General features: G+C 75.3%; 14 protein-coding genes and 1 pseudogene. 4 read left to right on the top strand and 11 right to left on the bottom strand.

All coding sequences use genetic code 11. From position 1 onward, the window contains the following. Positions 1–67: 67 nt before the first annotated feature. A complete protein-coding gene (locus PH191_RS18840; protein ID WP_274196147.1) occupies positions 68–2731 on the bottom strand; it encodes an ATP-binding protein in 2664 nt (887 codons plus the stop codon). Between the two features lie 180 nt (positions 2732–2911). Between PH191_RS18840 and PH191_RS18835 the strand changes: the two genes are divergently transcribed. Continuing rightward, complete coding sequence (locus PH191_RS18835) at positions 2912–3748, top strand: class I SAM-dependent methyltransferase (RefSeq protein ID WP_274196146.1); 837 nt, start codon at positions 2912–2914, stop codon at positions 3746–3748. On the opposite strand, the gene PH191_RS18830 is transcribed toward PH191_RS18835, so the two are convergent. From PH191_RS18830 to PH191_RS18820, 3 genes are read right to left on the bottom strand one after another with little or no spacing between them, the layout of a single operon-like run. Further along, on the bottom strand, positions 3745–4935 hold the full coding sequence (locus PH191_RS18830) for an XdhC family protein (protein WP_274196145.1): 1191 nt from the start codon (positions 4933–4935) through the stop codon (positions 3745–3747). The two genes, PH191_RS18835 and PH191_RS18830, sit on opposite strands and share 4 nt — an antisense overlap. Then, positions 4928–6175, bottom strand: a complete 1248-nt coding sequence (locus PH191_RS18825) for a vWA domain-containing protein (protein ID WP_274196144.1) — start codon at positions 6173–6175, stop codon at positions 4928–4930. Before PH191_RS18825 ends, PH191_RS18830 begins: the two co-directional genes overlap by 8 nt. A 28-nt stretch (positions 6176–6203) precedes the next feature. Further along, the gene (locus tag PH191_RS18820; protein WP_274196143.1) at positions 6204–7100 is read right to left on the bottom strand and encodes an AAA family ATPase; all 897 of its coding nucleotides are present in this window, start codon (positions 7098–7100) and stop codon (positions 6204–6206) included. A gap of 524 nt (positions 7101–7624) precedes the next feature. Between PH191_RS18820 and PH191_RS18815 the strand changes: the two genes are divergently transcribed. After that, a complete protein-coding gene (locus tag PH191_RS18815; RefSeq protein WP_274196142.1) occupies positions 7625–8254 on the top strand; it encodes a LysM peptidoglycan-binding domain-containing protein in 630 nt (209 codons plus the stop codon). A 405-nt stretch (positions 8255–8659) separates the two neighbouring features. Then, positions 8660–9388 carry a LysM peptidoglycan-binding domain-containing protein gene (locus PH191_RS18810; RefSeq protein ID WP_274196141.1) on the top strand — a complete coding sequence of 243 codons (729 nt, stop codon included), beginning with the start codon at positions 8660–8662 and terminating at the stop codon, positions 9386–9388. Positions 9389–9391: 3 nt separating this feature from the next. Here PH191_RS18810 and PH191_RS30135 read toward each other — a convergent pair. The 5 genes and pseudogenes from PH191_RS30135 to PH191_RS18785 form a co-directional block, all read right to left on the bottom strand. After that, a pseudogene (locus PH191_RS30135) lies at positions 9392–10362 on the bottom strand (molybdenum cofactor biosynthesis protein MoaE). After that, positions 10334–10843, bottom strand: a complete 510-nt coding sequence (moaC, locus tag PH191_RS18800) for a cyclic pyranopterin monophosphate synthase MoaC (RefSeq protein WP_274196140.1) — start codon at positions 10841–10843, stop codon at positions 10334–10336. Before moaC ends, PH191_RS30135 begins: the two are co-directional and overlap by 29 nt. Continuing rightward, positions 10836–12302, bottom strand: coding sequence for an NAD-dependent malic enzyme (locus PH191_RS18795; protein WP_274196139.1), 1467 nt, complete (start codon positions 12300–12302; stop codon positions 10836–10838). Before PH191_RS18795 ends, moaC begins: the two co-directional genes overlap by 8 nt. Beyond that, complete coding sequence (locus PH191_RS18790; protein WP_420791826.1) at positions 12299–12862, bottom strand: nucleotidyltransferase family protein; 564 nt, start codon at positions 12860–12862, stop codon at positions 12299–12301. The genes PH191_RS18795 and PH191_RS18790 overlap by 4 nt, the downstream gene beginning before the upstream one ends. A 44-nt stretch (positions 12863–12906) precedes the next feature. Then, positions 12907–13095: a hypothetical protein gene (locus PH191_RS18785; protein ID WP_274196138.1), complete on the bottom strand. Its 189-nt coding sequence runs from the start codon at positions 13093–13095 to the stop codon at positions 12907–12909. A gap of 111 nt (positions 13096–13206) precedes the next feature. Here PH191_RS18785 and PH191_RS18780 point away from each other — a divergent pair, with 111 nt between their 5' ends. Continuing rightward, complete coding sequence (locus PH191_RS18780) at positions 13207–15579, top strand: helicase-associated domain-containing protein (protein WP_274196137.1); 2373 nt, start codon at positions 13207–13209, stop codon at positions 15577–15579. Between the two features lie 152 nt (positions 15580–15731). Here the strand turns inward: PH191_RS18780 and PH191_RS18775 are convergent, their stop codons facing one another. After that, on the bottom strand, positions 15732–16334 hold the full coding sequence (locus tag PH191_RS18775; protein ID WP_274196136.1) for a GTP-binding protein: 603 nt from the start codon (positions 16332–16334) through the stop codon (positions 15732–15734). After that, positions 16315–17013 (bottom strand): DUF742 domain-containing protein, encoded by a 699-nt coding sequence (locus tag PH191_RS18770; RefSeq protein ID WP_274196135.1) that lies wholly within the window; start codon positions 17011–17013, stop codon positions 16315–16317. The genes PH191_RS18775 and PH191_RS18770 overlap by 20 nt, the downstream gene beginning before the upstream one ends.

Here is a 17013-nt window from a genome sequence, read left to right as displayed (position 1 = left end):
GGGCCGACCGGCCGGACCCGTGGTCAGCGGACGGAGGGCCGGAGGCGGCTCCCCGGCCACCGAGATGTCAGGCCTGGGCGACCGGCGGCCTGCCGCCGTTGCTGCCCCGGTCGCGCCGCCGGCGCTCGGGGACGACGCCGAGGCGGCGGGCGACGACCGCGGCCTCGCGGCGGGTGGGCACGTCCAGCTTCGCGAGGATCGCCGAGACGTGGTGGTCGGCGGTCTTCTCGGAGATGAACAGCCGCGCGGCGATACCGGCGTTCGTCAGGCCCTCGGCGACGAGGCGCAGCACGTCGACCTGGCGGGCGGTGAGGCCCGCGGGGTTGGTGCGCGTCGTGGCGCGCGGCCGGGCGGGCACCCCGGTGATGCCGCGTCCCCGCAGGTCGCGGCGCACCTTGGCGGCCACCGCGTCGGCGCCGAGTCGGTCGAGGATCTCGAGCGCCGCGAACACGTCGGCGGGCTCGCCGGTGTCGACGAGCGCGAGCGCCTGGTCGTAGGGCGACCCGAGCTCCGCCCAGCGCTCGGCGGCCGCCCTCGGGTCGCCGGCGAGCATCAGGGCGTACGGGGAGTCGGACGGGAGGCCCGGTGGCGCGACGGCGTACCCGAGGCGGACCAGCCACACCGCCAGCTCGCCCGCGGACCACTCCGTCCCCGGTCGTGCGCCGGCGCCCGCCAGGATCGCGGGCACCCCGTCGAGGCGGGGGTCGGCCGTGCCGGTGACCCAGCACCGCTCGGCGAGCGCCGACGCGGCCGGGAGCAGCCGCAGGGGCTCGCCGAACCGCAGCGCGAGCTCCCAGCCCCGCTCGAGGTGGGCGTCCGCGCCGCCGTCCCCGCGACGCAGGGCGACGAGTCCCAGCACCAGCGAGGGCCAGGTGTGGGTCAGCAGCGACTCGCTGTCGGTGAGCACGCCGCGGGCGTCGCGGACGGCCTCGTCCCAGTCGCCGCGCATGCCGCGCAGGCGCGCACGCATGCCGCGCTGCCAGTGCTCGCACAGCGGGTACTCCCACTGCACGGTCAGCGGCAGGCTCCGGCCGAGGACCGTCTCGGCCGCGTCGAGACGCCGCTGCTCGACGTCGAGGTGGGCGAGCTGGGTCCAGCAGGTGGAGTGCTCGACCTGGATCTCGTCGCCGACCGCCTCGAGCGCGTCCAGGAGCCGGGCCCGCGCCGACGGGTCGCCCTCCATCATCCCGGCCACGGTGTCGACCACCAGCATCCGGACCTCGAGGGCGTCGTCCTCGACGCCGTCGGCGGCGTCGTGGGCGCGGCGGAGGAGCTCACGCGCGCTCGCGAGGTCGTTGGCCTGCATCGCCAGGAACCCCTGGATCGAGAGCGCGTGGCCGAGGAGGGCCGCCGCGGGGCTGCCCGGCGCGGCCCGGGGCTCGAGCACCTCGATGGCCGTGGCCGCGTGCGCGACGGCCCGGTCGCGGTTGCCGTGGTACCACTCGAACGAGGCCAGCGACCGGTGTCCGGCGCCGACGCCGTCGAGGTCGTCCTCCGCCCGGTGCCAGGCGATGGCGCGGTGGCACGCCGCGATCGCCTCGTCGAGCCGGTTGGTGAGGAAGAGCTCGTGCGCGAGCAGCTCGCAGAGTCCGGCCCGCGCGCCGATGGCCTCCCGGGGCGCCCGCTCGAGGGCCTGGGTGAAGAACCGCGCGGCCTCGGTGTGCGCGCCCGATCCGGCCGCGACGCGCCCCGCCCGGGCGGCGTAGCGGAACACCCGGCCGTCGTCGCCCGCGGCGAGGGCGTGGTGGGCGAGCACCGCCGGGTCCGGGTCCGGCAGCGTCTCGAGGGCCTCGAGCATCCGGCGGTGCAGGTCGATCTCGCCGCCCGGCGGGATCGCACCCGCGACGGCGAGACGGCAGATGTCGTGGCGGTAGGTGATCCCCCGGCGGTCGCGGGCGATCAGGCCGGCGCCGTCGAGCGTGCGCAGCGGGCCGATCCCGACCCCGAGGGCGGGCAGCAGCGCGTCCGGCACGGCGCCGGGAGCGCAGGCGAGCAGGTCGGCCAGGTCCCGGGCATCCGGGTCGAGCCCGGCGGTCCGGGCGAGCACCGCGTCGCGGACGGAGACGGGCAGCGCGCCGTCGATCAGGGAGGGATCCTGGCTGACGACCTCGGTGACGAAGAACGAGTTCCCGCGCGTGAGCCGGTGGAGACGGTCGGGGTCGATGCGCCGTTCCCCCACGAGCGTCGTCACCGCCGCCACGGACAGCGGGCCGAGCTCCATCCGCGTGGCCGCGGGCGTGCGCGCGACGTCCCCGAGCAGCGCGCGCAGCGCCGGCTGGGGGTCCGGCTCGTCCGCCCGGTAGGTGGCCAGGACCAGCGAGCAGGTGCCGGCGATGCGGCGCAGCAGGAAGCGCAACAGGTCGATCGTTGCCTCGTCCGCCCACTGCAGGTCGTCGACGACGAGCAGGACCGGGCGGGCGGTGAGCGCCTCGAGGAGCACGCGGTGGAGCTCGTGCGGCGGGGCCCCGGCCCGCAGCAGCCCCGCGGCGGGCTCGCCGAGGTCGTGGGCGACGTCGTGCAACGGGCCGAGGGGGCGGGGCACGCCCAGCGGGTCGCAGACGCCCCACAGGACGTCACCGACCTCCGGATCGGCGGCGAACAGGCGGGCCAGCGAGGTCTTCCCGATCCCCGACTCGCCGCCCAGCACGACGATCGACCCCGCCCCGGAGCGCGCCTCCTGCCAGGCCCGGCCGAGGAGGCGCAGCTCGTCCTCGCGCTCGAGCAGCTCCATCTCTGTCACGGTACGTGATCAACGTCACGGGGGAAACGTCTCGAATGGCCTAGGGCCTGCTCCCCACAACATGGGGAGGCGTTCCCGATGTCCGGGGTGTCCTCGTCGCGGAACTCTGTGACCCCTCGGGGTCGCCACGGTCCGTGGCCCCCGAGGTCACACCGACGAGGGAGAACCACGATGACCGAGACCGTCACCGACACCGCCGCCGACCGTGCGCTCAAGGCCAAGCACCGCACGATGTGGGGCCTGGGCGACTACCCCGACGTGGCGGCCCGTCTCATCCCGGAGCTCGGTCCCGTCCTCGTCACCGCGGTCGGGATCCGCCCCGGCGAGCGGGTGCTGGACGTCGCCGCGGGCACCGGGAACGTCGCCGTGCCCGCCGCGCTCGCCGGCGCCGACGTCGTCGCGTCCGACCTCACCCCGGAGCTCTTCGACGCCGGTCGCGCGTTCGCGGAGCGCCAGGGCGTCGCCGTGCGCTGGGAGGAGGGCGACGCGGAGGCACTGCCCTACGCCGACGACACCTTCGACGTCGTGACCTCGTGCGTCGGGGTCATGTTCGCGCCCCACCACCAGCAGGCCGCCGACGAGCTCGTCCGCGTCACCCGTCCCGGCGGGCGCATCGGCCTGATCAGCTGGACCCCCGAGGGCTTCGTCGGGGACCTCTTCAAGACGATGAAGGCCTACATGCCGCCGCCCCCGCCGGGCGCCCAGCCCCCGCCGTTGTGGGGCGACGAGGCGCACGTCCGCGCCCTGCTCGGCGACCGCGTCACCGACGTCGAGGCCCGCAAGCAGACGGTGACGGTCACGATGTTCGACTCCCCGGACACCTTCCGCTCGTACTGGAAGGAGACCTACGGGCCGACGATCGTGGCCTACCGCAACAACGCCGAGGACGCCGAGCGCACGGCCGCGCTCGACGCCGACATCGCCGCGGTGGCGGAGCGCCACGACCGCGGCAGCGGCACGACGGTGATGGAGTGGGAGTACCTGCTGCTCACCGCACGCGTGATCTAGCCCAACGAGGCCGCCGACACCACCGGCTCGACGTTGGACTCGGTGTGGATGGGGCCGTCGCGACGCGAGAGCGGCGTGCCCCGTCCGCCCCACTGGTGGGCGATCATCTCCGCGGCGATCGACACCGCGGTCTCCTCGGGCGTCCGGGCGCCGAGGTCCAGGCCGATCGGGCTCGACATGCGGGCCAGCTCCGCCTCGGTGACCCCGGCCTCGATCAGGCGCTGCTCGCGGTCGGAGTGCGTACGGCGCGAGCCCATCGCCCCGATGTAGCCGATCTCGGGAAGGCGCAGCGCCACCTCGAGCAGCGGCACGTCGAACTTCGGGTCGTGGGTGAGGACGGCCAGCGCGGTGCGCCCGTCGATCCGCCCGGCCTCGGCCTCGGCGGCGAGGTAGCGGTGCGGCCAGTCGACGACGACCTCGTGCGCCTCGGGGAAGCGGCTCGACGTCGCGAACACCGGGCGCGCGTCGCAGACCGTGACGCGCATGCCGAGGAACGTCCCCATGCGGGCCACGGCGGCGGCGAAGTCGATGGCGCCGAAGACGATCAGGCGCGGCGGCGGCGCGAACGACTCGACGAAGACCTGCAGGCCCTCGCCGCGGCGCTCGCCGTCGGTGCCGTAGGACACCAGCGCGGACCGGCCGGCGGCGAGCAGGCCGCGGACGTCGTCGCGCAGCGCGTCGTCGAGCCGGACCGACCCGGTGCTGCCCTCGACCCCGCCGTTCCCCCCGTCGCTGCGCTCGCCCCGGCCGTCGGGCCAGACGACCAGGCGGCGCCCGACGCGCTCGGCGGGCCCGGAGACCACGGTGGCGACGGCGACCGAGCGGTGCTCCCGCACGGCCTCGGCGATCGCCCCGAGCTGGGGGAAGGACTCGCGGTCGACGCGCTCGACGTACACGTCGAGGATGCCGCCGCAGGTGAGGCCGACGGCGAAGGCGTCGTCGTCGGAGACGCCGTAGCGCTGCAGCGTCGCGTCGTCGGTGCCCTCGAGGATGCCGGAGCCGAGCTCATACACGGCACCCTCGACGCAGCCGCCGGACACGCTGCCCACGGCCTGCCCGTCGTCGCCGACGAGCATGGACGCCCCGGGCTGTCGCGGGGCGGACCGGAACGTGCCGACGACGGTCGCCAGGGCGACCGGTCGGCCCTCGGCCCACCAGCCCTCCAGGGTCGGGAGAACGTCACGCATCCCGCAGCACCTCCAGCAGCTCGGCCAGCGTCGTGAGGGAGTGGCCCGCCAGCAAACGGTCAACGTGCGGGAGGGCCGCCGCGATTCCCCCCTGCACCGGGGCGTAGCCGCTCTTGCCGGCGTGGGGGTTCACCCAGACGACCTTGTGGGCCAGCCGCGCGAGGCGCGCCGACTGCTCGCCGAGCAGCTCCGCCCCGCCGCGCTCCCAGCCGTCGGAGAACACGACGACGACCGCGCGACGCGCGACGCCGCGCTGGCCCCACCGGTCGAGGAACGCCCGCAGCGCCTCGCCGAGGCGGGTGCCGCCGGACCAGTCGGGGATCGCGCGGGCCGCGTCGCCGAGGGCGCGCTCGGGGTCGCGCTGGCGCAGCTCGCGCGTCACGCGGGTGAGCCGGGTGCCGAGGGTGAACGTCTCCACGGAGGTGGGGGTGCGCCGGGTGAGGACGTGGGCGAAGCGCAGCAGGGTGTCCGCGTAGGGGCTCATCGAGCCGGAGACGTCGACGAGCAGCACGACGCGACGCGGGCGTTCCCGGCGCCGTCGACGGTGCATCTCGCCGATCTCGCCGCCGTTGGCGAGCGCCGCCCGCAGCGTGCGGCGCGGATCCGGCTCGCCGCGACGGGCCGGGCGGCGCCGCCGGGCCCGGCGCTTCGGGGGTGCCGGGCGCAGGAGCGCGAGCAGGCTCTTGAGGTGCTCGCGCTCGCCGATCGAGAGCTCGGCGATGTCCCGGTCGCGCAGGATCTCCTCGCCGGACGCGGCCACCCGCAGCTCCGGGGTCTCCTCCTCCTCGCCGTCCTGGCCCGACCCCGGCGGGGGCTCGGTGAGCGCCGCCATGGTCGAGATGCGCGGCTTCGGCGGCGCCGGCCGTCCCATGCGCTGGTCGCGGGGATCGGCGGAGAACCAGGCGGCGAACGCGTGGTCGTAGCGCACGACGTCGTCCGGGTCGGCGCACAGCGTCAGGCGGCCCGCCCAGTACGTGGAGACCTCGCTGGTGAGGTCGGACAGGCGCAGCGCCTGCAGGTACGCCGCGACGCGGTCGGTGGTGACGGGCACCCCGGCGTTGCGGACGAGCCGGGTGAAGGCGACGAAGTCCTCGAGGACGGCGTCGGGACCACCGTCGGCCTCGGTGGCGAGGTCTGTATCTCCGCCGAGCGTCTCGACGACGCCGGAGGCCAGGACCGCGCCGGCGTGCGGGCGAGGAGCGAGCCCGTCGCTGCTCCCGCCCCGGTCACCTGTGCTCATTCGCCGTCGCTCCGCTCGCCCCTGGTGCTCATGAGGCGAGCAGGGCGTCCAGCTTGTCGCGCGCCCGGTCGGCGTCCTCGCGGTACTTCAGCACCGCGCCCAGCGTCGCGGTGGCCGAGGCGAGGTCGAGGTGACGCGCGCCCACGAGCTGCAGGGCCTGCGCCCAGTCGATCGACTCGGCGACGCCCGGCGGCTTGAGAAGGTCGAGCCCGCGCAGGGCCTGCACCGCCCGGGCGACCTGGTCGGCGAGCTCCGCGGGCAGGTCGGGCAGGCGGCGACGCAGGATCGCGGTCTCGCGGGCCAGGTCGGGGTGCTCGAGCCAGAGGTAGAGACAACGGCGCTTGAGGGCGTCGTGCACCTCGCGCGTGCGGTTGGACGTCAGCACCACCAGCGGCGGCGTCTCGGCACGGACGACGCCGATCTCGGGGATGGTCACCGAGTTCTCGGCGAGCACCTCGAGCAGGAAGGCCTCGAACTCGTCGTCGGCGCGGTCGACCTCGTCGACGAGCAGCACGCACGGCGCGTCCTGGAGGGCCTGCAGGATCGGTCGCGCGAGCAGGAATCGGCGGTCGTAGAGGGAGGACTCCACGGCGTCGACGTCGAGCGCCGACTGCGAGGCGGTCGCCGCGGCCTCGAGGGCGCGCAGGTGCAGCAGCTGGCGCGGGAAGTCCCAGTCGTACAGGGCCTGCGCGGCGTCGATGCCCTCGTGGCACTGCAGGCGCACCATCGGCAGCCCCAGCGCCTCGGAGAGCGCCTGCGCCAGCGCGGTCTTGCCCGTCCCGGGTTCGCCCTCGCAGAAGAGGGGCCGGCCCATGCGCAGCGCCAGGAAGGCGGCCGACGCGAGGCCCGCGTCGGCGAGGTACCCCGTGCCGTCCAGGGCCTTCGCCAGGTCGTCCGGACTGGTCGGTGTGGTACTCGCGGTCACCCCCCCAGCATCCCGCAGGCGTCATCCGACAGCCACCGGACGGTCCCTTCCATGAGGACGCCGCGTCGCGGTCCTCAGATTCGGCTGCTCCGAACGGCCGTGTGTCACCGTGAGGCCACGCACAGATTGGATCTGCGACACGCGGGCGGAACAGGCCTTTCAGGGAGATCATGTCGGCCCTGGAGCAGGCGTTGTCCACAACGGCGGGTCACGAAACGGTGTCGGCGACGTGACCGCGCTCGCAACTGGACGGCTTGAAAGACGCACTGTGCTCCGTACCGTTCGGACACGGCTCCCGACGACGCGCCGGACTGGTGTGTGCGGGTGCCTGACACCCCCGAGGTCGCCGCGCCGGATGCCCGTCCAGCGATCTCGGGTGACCCGGAACGAAAGTGGCGGACCGGACGGGCGCGAGGACGTGAGACCGAGGGTGCTTGGCACCCGCGGGCGGTGAGGCCGCGTGGAACCGGCCGTCGACCCCGCTCGTGTGGTCCCTCCCGCGGGGCGCGGTACGGAGAGAGGTCATGCTTCGGAACACCGATGAGTCGCTGACGCGCGCCTTCACCCGGCGGGCGGCCCAGGTCGTCCTGGTGGGCGCCATGGCGGCGGCCCCGCTGGCCCTGAGCACCGGTCTGGCGTCGGCCGACACGGACTGGGACGAGCTCGCGCAGTGCGAGAGCAGTGGCGACTGGAGCACGAACACCGGCAACGGGTTCGGCGGCGGTCTGCAGTTCACCGATTCGACGTGGCGCGCCTTCGGCGGCTCCGGCGACCCGGAGGACGCCAGCCGCTCCGAGCAGATCCAGGTCGCCGAGCGCGTCAAGGCCGAGCAGGGCATGAACGCCTGGCCGACGTGCTCGAAGAAGACGGGCAACACCGACAGCTCGGCGAACACCGAGGACTCGGGCTCGTCCGGCTCGGAGTCCGACTCGGGCTCGTCCGACTCGGACTCCTCCGAGACCGAGAGCATCGCCGCGACCCCGCAGGCCCAGCCGGCCAAGGCCGCCGCCGGCGCTGCCTACACCGTCGCGGCCGGCGACACCCTGAGCTCGGTCGCCGCCGCGCACGGCGTCTCGTGGCAGTCCGTCGCCCAGAACAACGCGATCGCCGACCCCGACGCGATCTCCCCGGGGCAGCAGCTGAAGCTGGGCTGAGGCACTCCTCGGGGGCAACACCCCGCACACTCCGACGGCCCCGGCTCCACCCAGGAGCCGGGGCCGTCGTGTGTGATCGTCGTCACGTCTTCTCAGCGACGGACCGTGCGAAGAGCGTCGCCCTCGGTGACATCGAGACCGCGGAGCAGCGCCTTCGTCACTCGTTCGTGACCTCGCGGTCGATTCACGAAGCTGAGAGCCACGCACCGTGGCCCCGGCGCGGATCTAGCCTCGACGCGTCGGTCCGCTCGAACGGTGCCGACCGGAGCCCGGGCGCCACCCTGTCCGACGGGCCTCCCGCTCCCCGCGACGTACGGCCCGGACAGGGACCGACACCGAGCGCCGTCCGCTCCCCTCCCGCGACGGCCCGGAGCACGTCGGCCGTGGCGCGGCTCCGGGAGATACGTGGACCTCGTTCGTGCCGTGCTGCCCACTGCCACCACCGGACGTCACCGCGCGCCGCGTCGTCCCGGCCGCCTCGGCCGGGCGACCCTCGCCGTCGTCGCCGCGGGCGCGCCGGTCATCCCCGCCGCGCTGCTCGCCGCGCCCGCGGCGCACGCGGACACCGACTGGGACGCCCTCGCCGAGTGCGAGAGCAGCGGGAACTGGGGCATCAACACCGGCAACGGCTTCGGCGGCGGGCTGCAGTTCACCGACTCGACGTGGCGCTCCTTCGGCGGCTCCGGGCAGCCCGAGGACGCCAGCCGCGAGGAGCAGATCCAGGTCGCCGAGCGCGTCAAGGCCGAGCAGGGCATGAACGCCTGGCCCACGTGCTCGAAGAAGACGGGCAACACCGACGACTCGCCCAACAGCAGCGTGCCGTCGGCGGGGTCGTCCGACTCCGGCAGCGACGCCGACTCCGGCTCCGATGCCGGCTCCGGCTCCGGCTCCGGCTCCGCCTCGAGCGACGAGGACTCCGGCTCGTCCTCGGACGAGGCCGCCCCCGAGACCCGCACCGTGCGCGACACGCCCGCGTCGGGCTCGGCCGGCTCCTACACCGTGAAGGCCGGGGACACGCTGAGCTCGATCGCCGCCTCGCACGGCGCGACCTGGCGCACCCTGGCCCAGGGGAACCCCGACGTCGCCACCGACCCGAACCTCATCTTCCCGGGCCAGACGCTCACGATGAGCTGAGGCTCAGGGGCAGTTGACCCATTCCTCGGTGCCGTCGGTGAACTCCTGGCGCTTCCACACCGGCAGCTCGCGCTTCACGGCGTCGACGAGCTCGCTGCACGCGTCGAACGCCTGACGGCGGTGCTCCGCGGCGACCGCGCAGGCCAGCGCGACGTCGCCGATGCCCAGGGCACCGACGCGGTGGGTGACGGCGAGCGCGCGCACGCCGGGGAACGCGGCGGCGACGTCGGCGGCCACCTTCTCCACCACGGCCGCGGCGCTCGGGTGGCCCTCGTAGTCCAGGGCCGTCACCGAGCGGCCGTGGTCGTGGTCGCGGACGACGCCCGCGAACGTCACCACGGCGCCCGCGGCGGCGTCGTCGACCAGTGCCGCGTGCTCCGAGACGTCCAGGAGCTCCTCGGTGACGGTGGCGCGCAGGACGCGGGCCGGGGCTGTGGACGTCACGGGTGGTCCCCTCCGAGAATCTGGTCGACGGCGTGGGCCAGCACCGGTGCGAGCACCGTCAGCCCGTCGCGCACCCCGCCCGGGGAGCCGGGCAGGTTCACCACCAGGGTGCGCTTCGCGACCCCCGCCACGCCACGTGAGAGCACCGACGTCGGCACCGCGTCGGCGCCGGCGCGCCGGATCGCGTCCGCGAGCCCCGGGATCTCGTAGTCCAGGACCGCGCGCGTCGCCTCGGGCGTCGCGTCGGTCGGGGAGATGCCGGTGCCGCCGGTGGTGACGACGACGTGCGCCCCGTCGGCGACGGCGTCGCGCAATGCGGCGGCGACGGGCTCCCCGTCGCGCACCACGACGGGGTCGGGTGTGGTGAAGCCCTGCTCGCGCAGCCAGCCGACGATGATCGGCCCGCCGCGGTCGGTGTAGACACCGCCCGCGGCACGGTTGGACGCGGTGACGACGCGCGCCCGTCGGGTCGGGTCGGCCGTGGGGTCGGCCGTGGAGTCCTCAGCGGCCGTCGGGTCGGGTCCAGACACCGGAACGTCCCCCCTCCTTGCGCTCGAGGCGCACTCCGTCCAGCGTCGCCGCCGGATCCAGCGCCTTGATCATGTCGTGCAGCGTCAGCCCGGCCACGGCGACGGCGGTCAGCGCCTCCATCTCCACCCCCGTGCGGTCGGCGCTGCGCGCCGTCGCGGTGATCGCGACGTGGTCGTCGCCGACGTCGAGGTCGACGGTCACGCCGGCCAGCGGGATCGGGTGGCACAGCGGGATCAGGTCGGGCGTGCGCTTCGCGCCCATGATGCCCGCGACCCGGGCCGTGCCCAGCGCGTCGCCCTTCGGGACGGTGTCGTCCCGCAGCGCCGCGACGACCTCGGCGGTGGTGCGCAGGACCCCGGTGGCCGTCGCCGTGCGGCGCGTGACCTCCTTGTCCCCCACGTCGACCATCCGCGCCGCGCCGGTGGCGTCGACGTGCGTGAGGCCACGGGCACTGCCCCCGTCGCCCGGACCCTCATTCATCCGCACCCTCCACCGCCTTCGCCGTCTCCTCGCCGAGGGCCAGGGCGGCGGCCACGTCGACCATCTCGGCACCCTGCTCGCGGGCCCGCTCGACGGTCTTGCGCACCGCGCCGGCCACCGCCGAGGCGACCGTGCTGTCGAAGACGCTCGGCACGATGAACAGCGGGTTGGGCTCCGCGACGACGTCGCCGATCGCGGCCGAGGCGGCGAGCAGCATGTCGTCGGTGATCCCCCGGGCCTGGGCGTCGAGCAGCCCGCGGAAGATGCCGGGGAAGGCGAGGACGTTGTTGATCTGGTTCGGGTAGTCCGACCGCCCGGTGGCGACGATCGCCGCGTGCCGCTGCGCCAGCGACGGGTCGATCTCGGGGTCGGGGTTGGCCAGCGCGAACACGACCGCCTTGTCGGCCATGGCGGCGATGTCGGACTCGTGGAGCAGGTTCGGCGCGGAGACCCCGATGAAGACGTCGACGCCGGGCATCGCGTCGCCCAGCGTCCCGGTGCGGTGCTCCCGGTTCGTCTGTTCGGCCACCCACTCCAGGCTCGGGTGCAGGCCCTCGCGGTCCGGGTGGATGATCCCGTCGACGTCGACGGCGATGAGGTCGGCGGGCGCCAGCGGCAGCAGCAGCCGGATGATCGCCGACCCCGCCGCGCCGACGCCGCAGACCACGATCCGGCAGTCGTTCATCTCCTTGTCCACCACGCGCAGCGCGTTGCGGAGCGCGCCGAGGACGACGACGGCGGTGCCGTGCTGGTCGTCGTGGAAGACGGGGATGTCGAGCTTGTCGCGCAGGCGCTCCTCGATCTCGAAGCAGCGCGGTGCGGCGATGTCCTCGAGGTTGATCCCGCCGTACGCCGGGGCGAGGACCTCGACGGTGCGGATGATCTCCTCGGTGTCCTGGGTGTCCAGGCACACCGGCCAGGCGTCGACACCGGCGAAGCGCTTGAACAGCGCCGCCTTGCCCTCCATCACCGGCATCGCGGCGGCCGCGCCGAGGTTGCCGAGCCCGAGCACCGCCGAGCCGTCGGTGACGACGGCGACGGTGTTGCGCTTGATGGTGAGGCTGCGGGCGTCGTCGGGGCGGCGGGCGATCGCCTGGCAGACCCGGGCGACGCCGGGTGTGTAGGCGCGGGAGAGGTCCTCGCGGGTCCGCAGGCCGACCTTCGGCGTCACCTCGATCTTGCCGCCGAGGTGGACGAGGAACGTGCGGTCGGAGACGTTGCGCACCCGGACACCGTCGAGGACGTCGAGCGCGTCGGTGATCTGCCCGGCGTGCTCCTCGGACAGGGCGTTGCAGCTGATGTCGATGATGATCGAGTCGGTGCGCGACTCGACGACGTCGAACGCGGTCATGACCCCGCCGACGCGGCCGACGGCCACCGCGAGGTCGCCCGCCGCCGTGGCGCTCGCCGGCGCCTCGACGCGGGCCGTGATCGCGTACCCCGGTCCCGGGACGGTCACGGTGTGCCCCTTCCTGTCGTCTGCTCGCCCGTCCAGCGCGCGAGGTCCTCCGGGGTGTCGAGGTCGTCGGGCACCGCCACGTCGGAGATGTCCACCGCCACCACGTCGTCCCGGCCGCGCAGGAAGCCCCGCGCGCCGGCGTCGCCCTCGGCCGCCGCCCGCACCCTCGCCCAGTGCGCCCGGCCGAGCAGCACCGGGTGCCCCGCCCGGCCGTCGACGGCACCGCGGGCCAGGGCGTCGGGGCCGGTGGCGTGCGCGGCCACCCGAGCCAGCGCCGTCGGCCCGATGCCCGGGGTGTCGACGAGCGCCACGAGGACCGCGTCCGCGTCGGTGGCGTCCAACGCGTCCAGGCCGGCGCGCAGCGAGGCAGCCTGCCCCTCGGTGTCCCAGCCCGGCGCGGGCACCCAGCGCGTCCCGGCCGGCAGCAGCTCCGCGACGTCCGGCAGGCCCGCCCCGAGCACGACCACCACCGGGTCGAGCCCCGCGTCGCGCAGCGTCCGCACGGCGCGGGCCACCAGGGGCTCGCCGTCCAGCTCGACGGCCGCCTTGGGCCGACCCATCCGCCGGCCGCCGCCGGCGGCGAGCAGGAGACCGGCGGCGGTACTCAGCGGTTGATCTCGGTGACCGGGTGCTCGTAGCCGAGCTGGTCGGCGGGCAGCGGGAACTGCGTCTCCCCGTACGGCGACGGCGAACCCTGGGTGGGCGCCATCAGCTCGGTGATCGGGTGGTCCCCCTCGTCCGCGGGCCACCACGGATCCTGGCGCGGGGTCGTGGTCTCGTCGTCGTCTGCCATGGCCGCTGGCTCCTCCCGCCGTCTCTCACACACGCCCGCCGGGACGGCGGGGCTCCAGTCTGCCGCACCTCGAGGGTGCGCGCGCCGGAGCCCGACTACCGTGGGGAGGCGATGTCCGCCCGGACCCTGCTCGACCACCTGCGCGCCCAGGACGACGACACCCTGGGCGCGTTGTTGCGCGCGCGTCCGGACCTGGCGCTGCCTGCCCCCGCCGACATCGGTGTGGTGGCGACGCGCGCGAGCGTGCGGATGTCGGTGGGCCGTGCGTGCGAGGACCTCGACGCGTTCACGCTCCAGGTGGTCGACGCGCTGCTGGTGGTGCGCGCCGACGAGATGTCCGCCGCCCTCGGGGACGTGCTCGCGCTCCTCGGTCCCGACCGCGCCGACGCCGGCCGGGCCGCGCTCGCCGACCTCGAGCGCCGGGCGCTGGCCTGGTCCGACGGCGCCACCGTGCCCCCGGAGCTGGCCCGCGCGGACCCGTCGGCCACCGCGGGTGTGCGTGCCGTCCCCGCGCTGCGCGACGTCTCGGTGCGCTACCCCGGTGGTCTCGGCCGGCCCGCACCGGAGTTCTCGGCGATCGCCACCGCGGACGACCCCGCGGAGATCGTCGACGCCCTGCCCCCCGACGAGCGCGGGGTGGTCGACGCGCTGGCCACCGAGGGGCCCGTCGGCCGCAGCCGCGCGCAGGGGGCCGATTCGGGGGAGCACGCCGATAGGGGGCCGGTGGGCCGGCTCCTCGCGGCGGGCATCCTCGTGCGCGTCGACCTCGAGACCGTGGAGCTCACCCGCGAGGCGGCCCTCGCGGTGCGCGGCGACCGCCCGCTCGGCGACGTCGCGGTCACCGACCCCATGCCCCCGCCGCGCCACCGCGACCCGGCCGACGTCGACGCCACCGCCGCCGGCGAGATCCTCGAGGTCACCCGGCGCGCGGAGGCCGTGCTCACCGCGTGGTCGGCGCATCCGCCGGCGGTCCTGCGCTCCGGTGGGCTCGGCGTGCGCGACCTGCGCCGGGTGGCCCGCGACCTCGGGGTCACCGAGCAGGACGCGGCCCTGCTGGTCGAGGTGCTCGCCGGCGCGGGGCTCGTCGCGGTCTCCGAGGGCAACGATCCCGCGTGGACGCCCACCAGCGCCGTCGACCGGTGGCTCGCCTCCGGCCCCGACGTGCGCTGGGTGACGCTCGCCCGCGGGTGGCTCGACACGCCCCGCGCGCCGTCGCTGGTGGGCGCCCGCGACGTGGGCGACAAGCTCATCGGCCCGCTCTCCGACGAGGCGCGCCGGCCCTGGGCGCCGGCGCTGCGCCGCCGGGTGCTCGACCGGCTCCGCGAGTTCGCCGACGGCGACGGCCCCCCGAGCGCCGACGACCTCATCGCGTCCCTGGCCTGGCGCGCCCCGCGCAAGGGCGGGCGGCAGCGCGACGAGATGGCGCGCACGGTGCTGCGCGAGGCGACGACGCTCGGGCTCGTCGCCCACGACACGGTCACCTCCGCCACCCGCGAGCTGCTCGTCCCCGCGCGCAGCCCCGGCGACGACCCCGACGGTGCCGCGGCCGCCGCGCTGCGCCGCGCGCTGCCCGACCCCATCGACCACGTGCTCCTGCAGGCCGACCTCACCGCCGTCGCCCCGGGACGCCTCGAGCCCGAGCTCGCGGCGGCGCTCGACCGCGTCGCCGACGTCGAGTCCGCGGGCAGCGCGACCGTCTACCGGATCAGCGAGGGCTCGGTGCGCCGCGCGCTCGATCTGGGGCAGACGGCCGCGGACCTCCACGAGCTGTTCCGCACCCGCTCGGCCACCCCCGTCCCCCAGGGGCTCACCTACCTCGTCGACGACGTCGCCCGCCGCCACGGACGCCTGCGCGGCGGGGCGGCGGCGTCGTTCCTGCGCTCCGAGGACGAGGCGCTGATCGCCGAGGTCATGGTCCACCCCGAGGCCGAGCGTCTCGAGCTGCGGCGCATCGCCCCCACCGTGCTGGTCAGCACCCAGCCGCTGGTCGAGGTGCTCGAGGCCCTGCGCGCCGCCGGGCTCTCCCCCGTCGCCGAGGACGACGTCGGCGGCGTGCTCGACCTGCGCCCCAAGGGCCGGCGCACCGCCGCGCGGCGCCCCGAGCGCGCGGTGGGCACCACGCCGACCCTCTCCGACGACCAGATCACCGCCCTCGTCGCCCAGCTGCGCGCCGGCGACCGCGCCGCGAGCGCCGCCCGGGGTCGCGGGGCGACGGGGAACCCCACGCGCTCGGCGACGACCTCGGCCACCGTCGCGGTCCTCGCCGAGGCGGCGCGCTCCGGGCGCAGCGTGTGGATCGGCTACGTCGACGCCCACGGCACCGCGTCCCAGCGCGTCGTGCGCCCCCTGCGCGTCGGCGGCGGGGTGCTCGAGGGTGTGGAGGACACCGATGACGGCGAGACCAACGGCGACGTGATCGGCGGCTCGCCGCTGTCCTTCGCCCTGCACCGCATCACCTCGGTCAGCGTCCTCGCCGACCGCTAGGTCTCGCCCCGCTGTCCGCAGCGAACGGGTATCTCGCTGCTTCTACGCGCGCGAAGTCCCCGTTGATCACGCGGCTCGGAGGCGAGGCGCCGACGCGAACGGGGACTTCGTACGCCTAGAAGCAGCGAACAGCGCGTTCGCTGCCTCGGGGATCAGGCGCGGGCGCCGACCGCCCAGACCTGCATGGCGTGCTCGACGAGCGAGATGAGCGCCTGCTTCGTCGACTCCCGGTCGCGGGCGTCGACGGTCAGGATCGGCACGGACGGGTCGATGGCCAGGGCCTCGCGGACGTCCTCGATGTCGTGGCGGAGCATCCCGTCGAAGAGGTTGACGCCGAGCACGTAGGGCAGGCGCCGGTCCTCGAAGAAGTCGACCGCGGCGAAGCAGTCGGCGAGCCGGCGGGTGTCGGCGAGCACCACGGCACCGATGGCGCCGCGCACGAGGTCGTCCCACATGAACCAGAACCGGTCCTGCCCGGGCGTGCCGAACAGGTAGAGGATCAGGTCGGAGTCCAGGGAGACGCGACCGAAGTCCATGGCGACCGTGGTGGTGCGCTTGTTCGGCACCGCCGAGAGGTCGTCGACACCGGCGCTCGCGTCGGTCATCACGGCCTCGGTGGTCAGCGGGTCGATCTCGGAGACCGAGCCCACGAACGTCGTCTTGCCGACCCCGAATCCCCCCGCCACGACGATCTTGGCCGAGGTGGTGGTCGGGACGGGGTCCGCGACCGCTGCGTCAGAGCCGTCGAAGTCCACTCAACACCCTCTCCATCAACGCCATGTCCGGGACGTCGCCCGAGGTCGAGGCGGTCTGGTGCACCACGACGGTGCCCTGCGAAGCCATGTCGCCGATCAGGACCCGGGCGACGCCCAGCGGCAGCGTCAGCAACGCGGCCACCTCCGCCACCGATCGGGGCTCGCGACACAGCTCGGCCACGGCACGGTGCTCGTACTGGGGGATCCGCGAGGGGTCGCGGCCCGCGTTGCCGATCGAGACCAGGGTCTCGATGGCCAGGTCGTAGGCCGGACGGGTGCGCCCGCCCGTCCAGGCGTAGGGGCGCACGATCGCGACGTCGTCGGCGCGCTCGTCCGGCGGTTCGGGCTCCGGGAGCTCGTGGCGTGGCACGCCGCCCGGGCTCGGGACGCCGTAGGGGGCGGTCGGCGGCTCGCCCTCGGCGAGGGCGTGCGCGCCGTCGGGCTCGCCGCTCCCGTAGAGGTAGCCGTCCGCGGCGACGGTGCCGGGCGCGGTCCCGGGGGCGACCTCGTCGGACCCGTCGGACCCGTCGGTGCCGTCGGGGCCGTCCTGGACGTCCGACGGCTCGTCGCGGCGACGCCGGAACAGCCCGCGCCGCTCGCCGCGCGGCCCCTTCGACCGCGGCGGTCCGCTGATCCCGTTGAGGACGTCGGCGAAGGACTCGCCGGGTTCATCGCTCAC

This window comes from Actinomycetospora callitridis, assembly GCF_028737265.1.
GTDB lineage: Bacteria > Actinomycetota > Actinomycetes > Mycobacteriales > Pseudonocardiaceae > Actinomycetospora > Actinomycetospora callitridis.
The sequence above is the reverse complement of the archived record's forward strand: the minus strand, read 5'-3'. Positions and strand labels throughout refer to the sequence as shown.

Excerpts from the sequence above, each read along its gene's own strand:
- PH191_RS18840 (WP_274196147.1), bottom strand. The coding sequence starts at position 2,731 with ATGGAGCTGCTCGAGCGCGAGGACGAGCTGCGCCTCCTCGGCCGGGCC.
- PH191_RS18835 (WP_274196146.1), top strand. The coding sequence starts at position 2,912 with ATGACCGAGACCGTCACCGACACCGCCGCCGACCGTGCGCTCAAGGCC.
- PH191_RS18830 (WP_274196145.1), bottom strand. The coding sequence starts at position 4,935 with ATGCGTGACGTTCTCCCGACCCTGGAGGGCTGGTGGGCCGAGGGCCGA.
- PH191_RS18825 (WP_274196144.1), bottom strand. The coding sequence starts at position 6,175 with ATGAGCACAGGTGACCGGGGCGGGAGCAGCGACGGGCTCGCTCCTCGC.
- PH191_RS18815 (WP_274196142.1), top strand. The coding sequence starts at position 7,625 with ATGCTTCGGAACACCGATGAGTCGCTGACGCGCGCCTTCACCCGGCGG.
- moaC (WP_274196140.1), bottom strand. The coding sequence starts at position 10,843 with ATGAATGAGGGTCCGGGCGACGGGGGCAGTGCCCGTGGCCTCACGCAC.
- PH191_RS18790 (WP_420791826.1), bottom strand. The coding sequence starts at position 12,862 with ATGGGTCGGCCCAAGGCGGCCGTCGAGCTGGACGGCGAGCCCCTGGTG.
- PH191_RS18785 (WP_274196138.1), bottom strand. The coding sequence starts at position 13,095 with ATGGCAGACGACGACGAGACCACGACCCCGCGCCAGGATCCGTGGTGG.
- PH191_RS18780 (WP_274196137.1), top strand. The coding sequence starts at position 13,207 with ATGTCCGCCCGGACCCTGCTCGACCACCTGCGCGCCCAGGACGACGAC.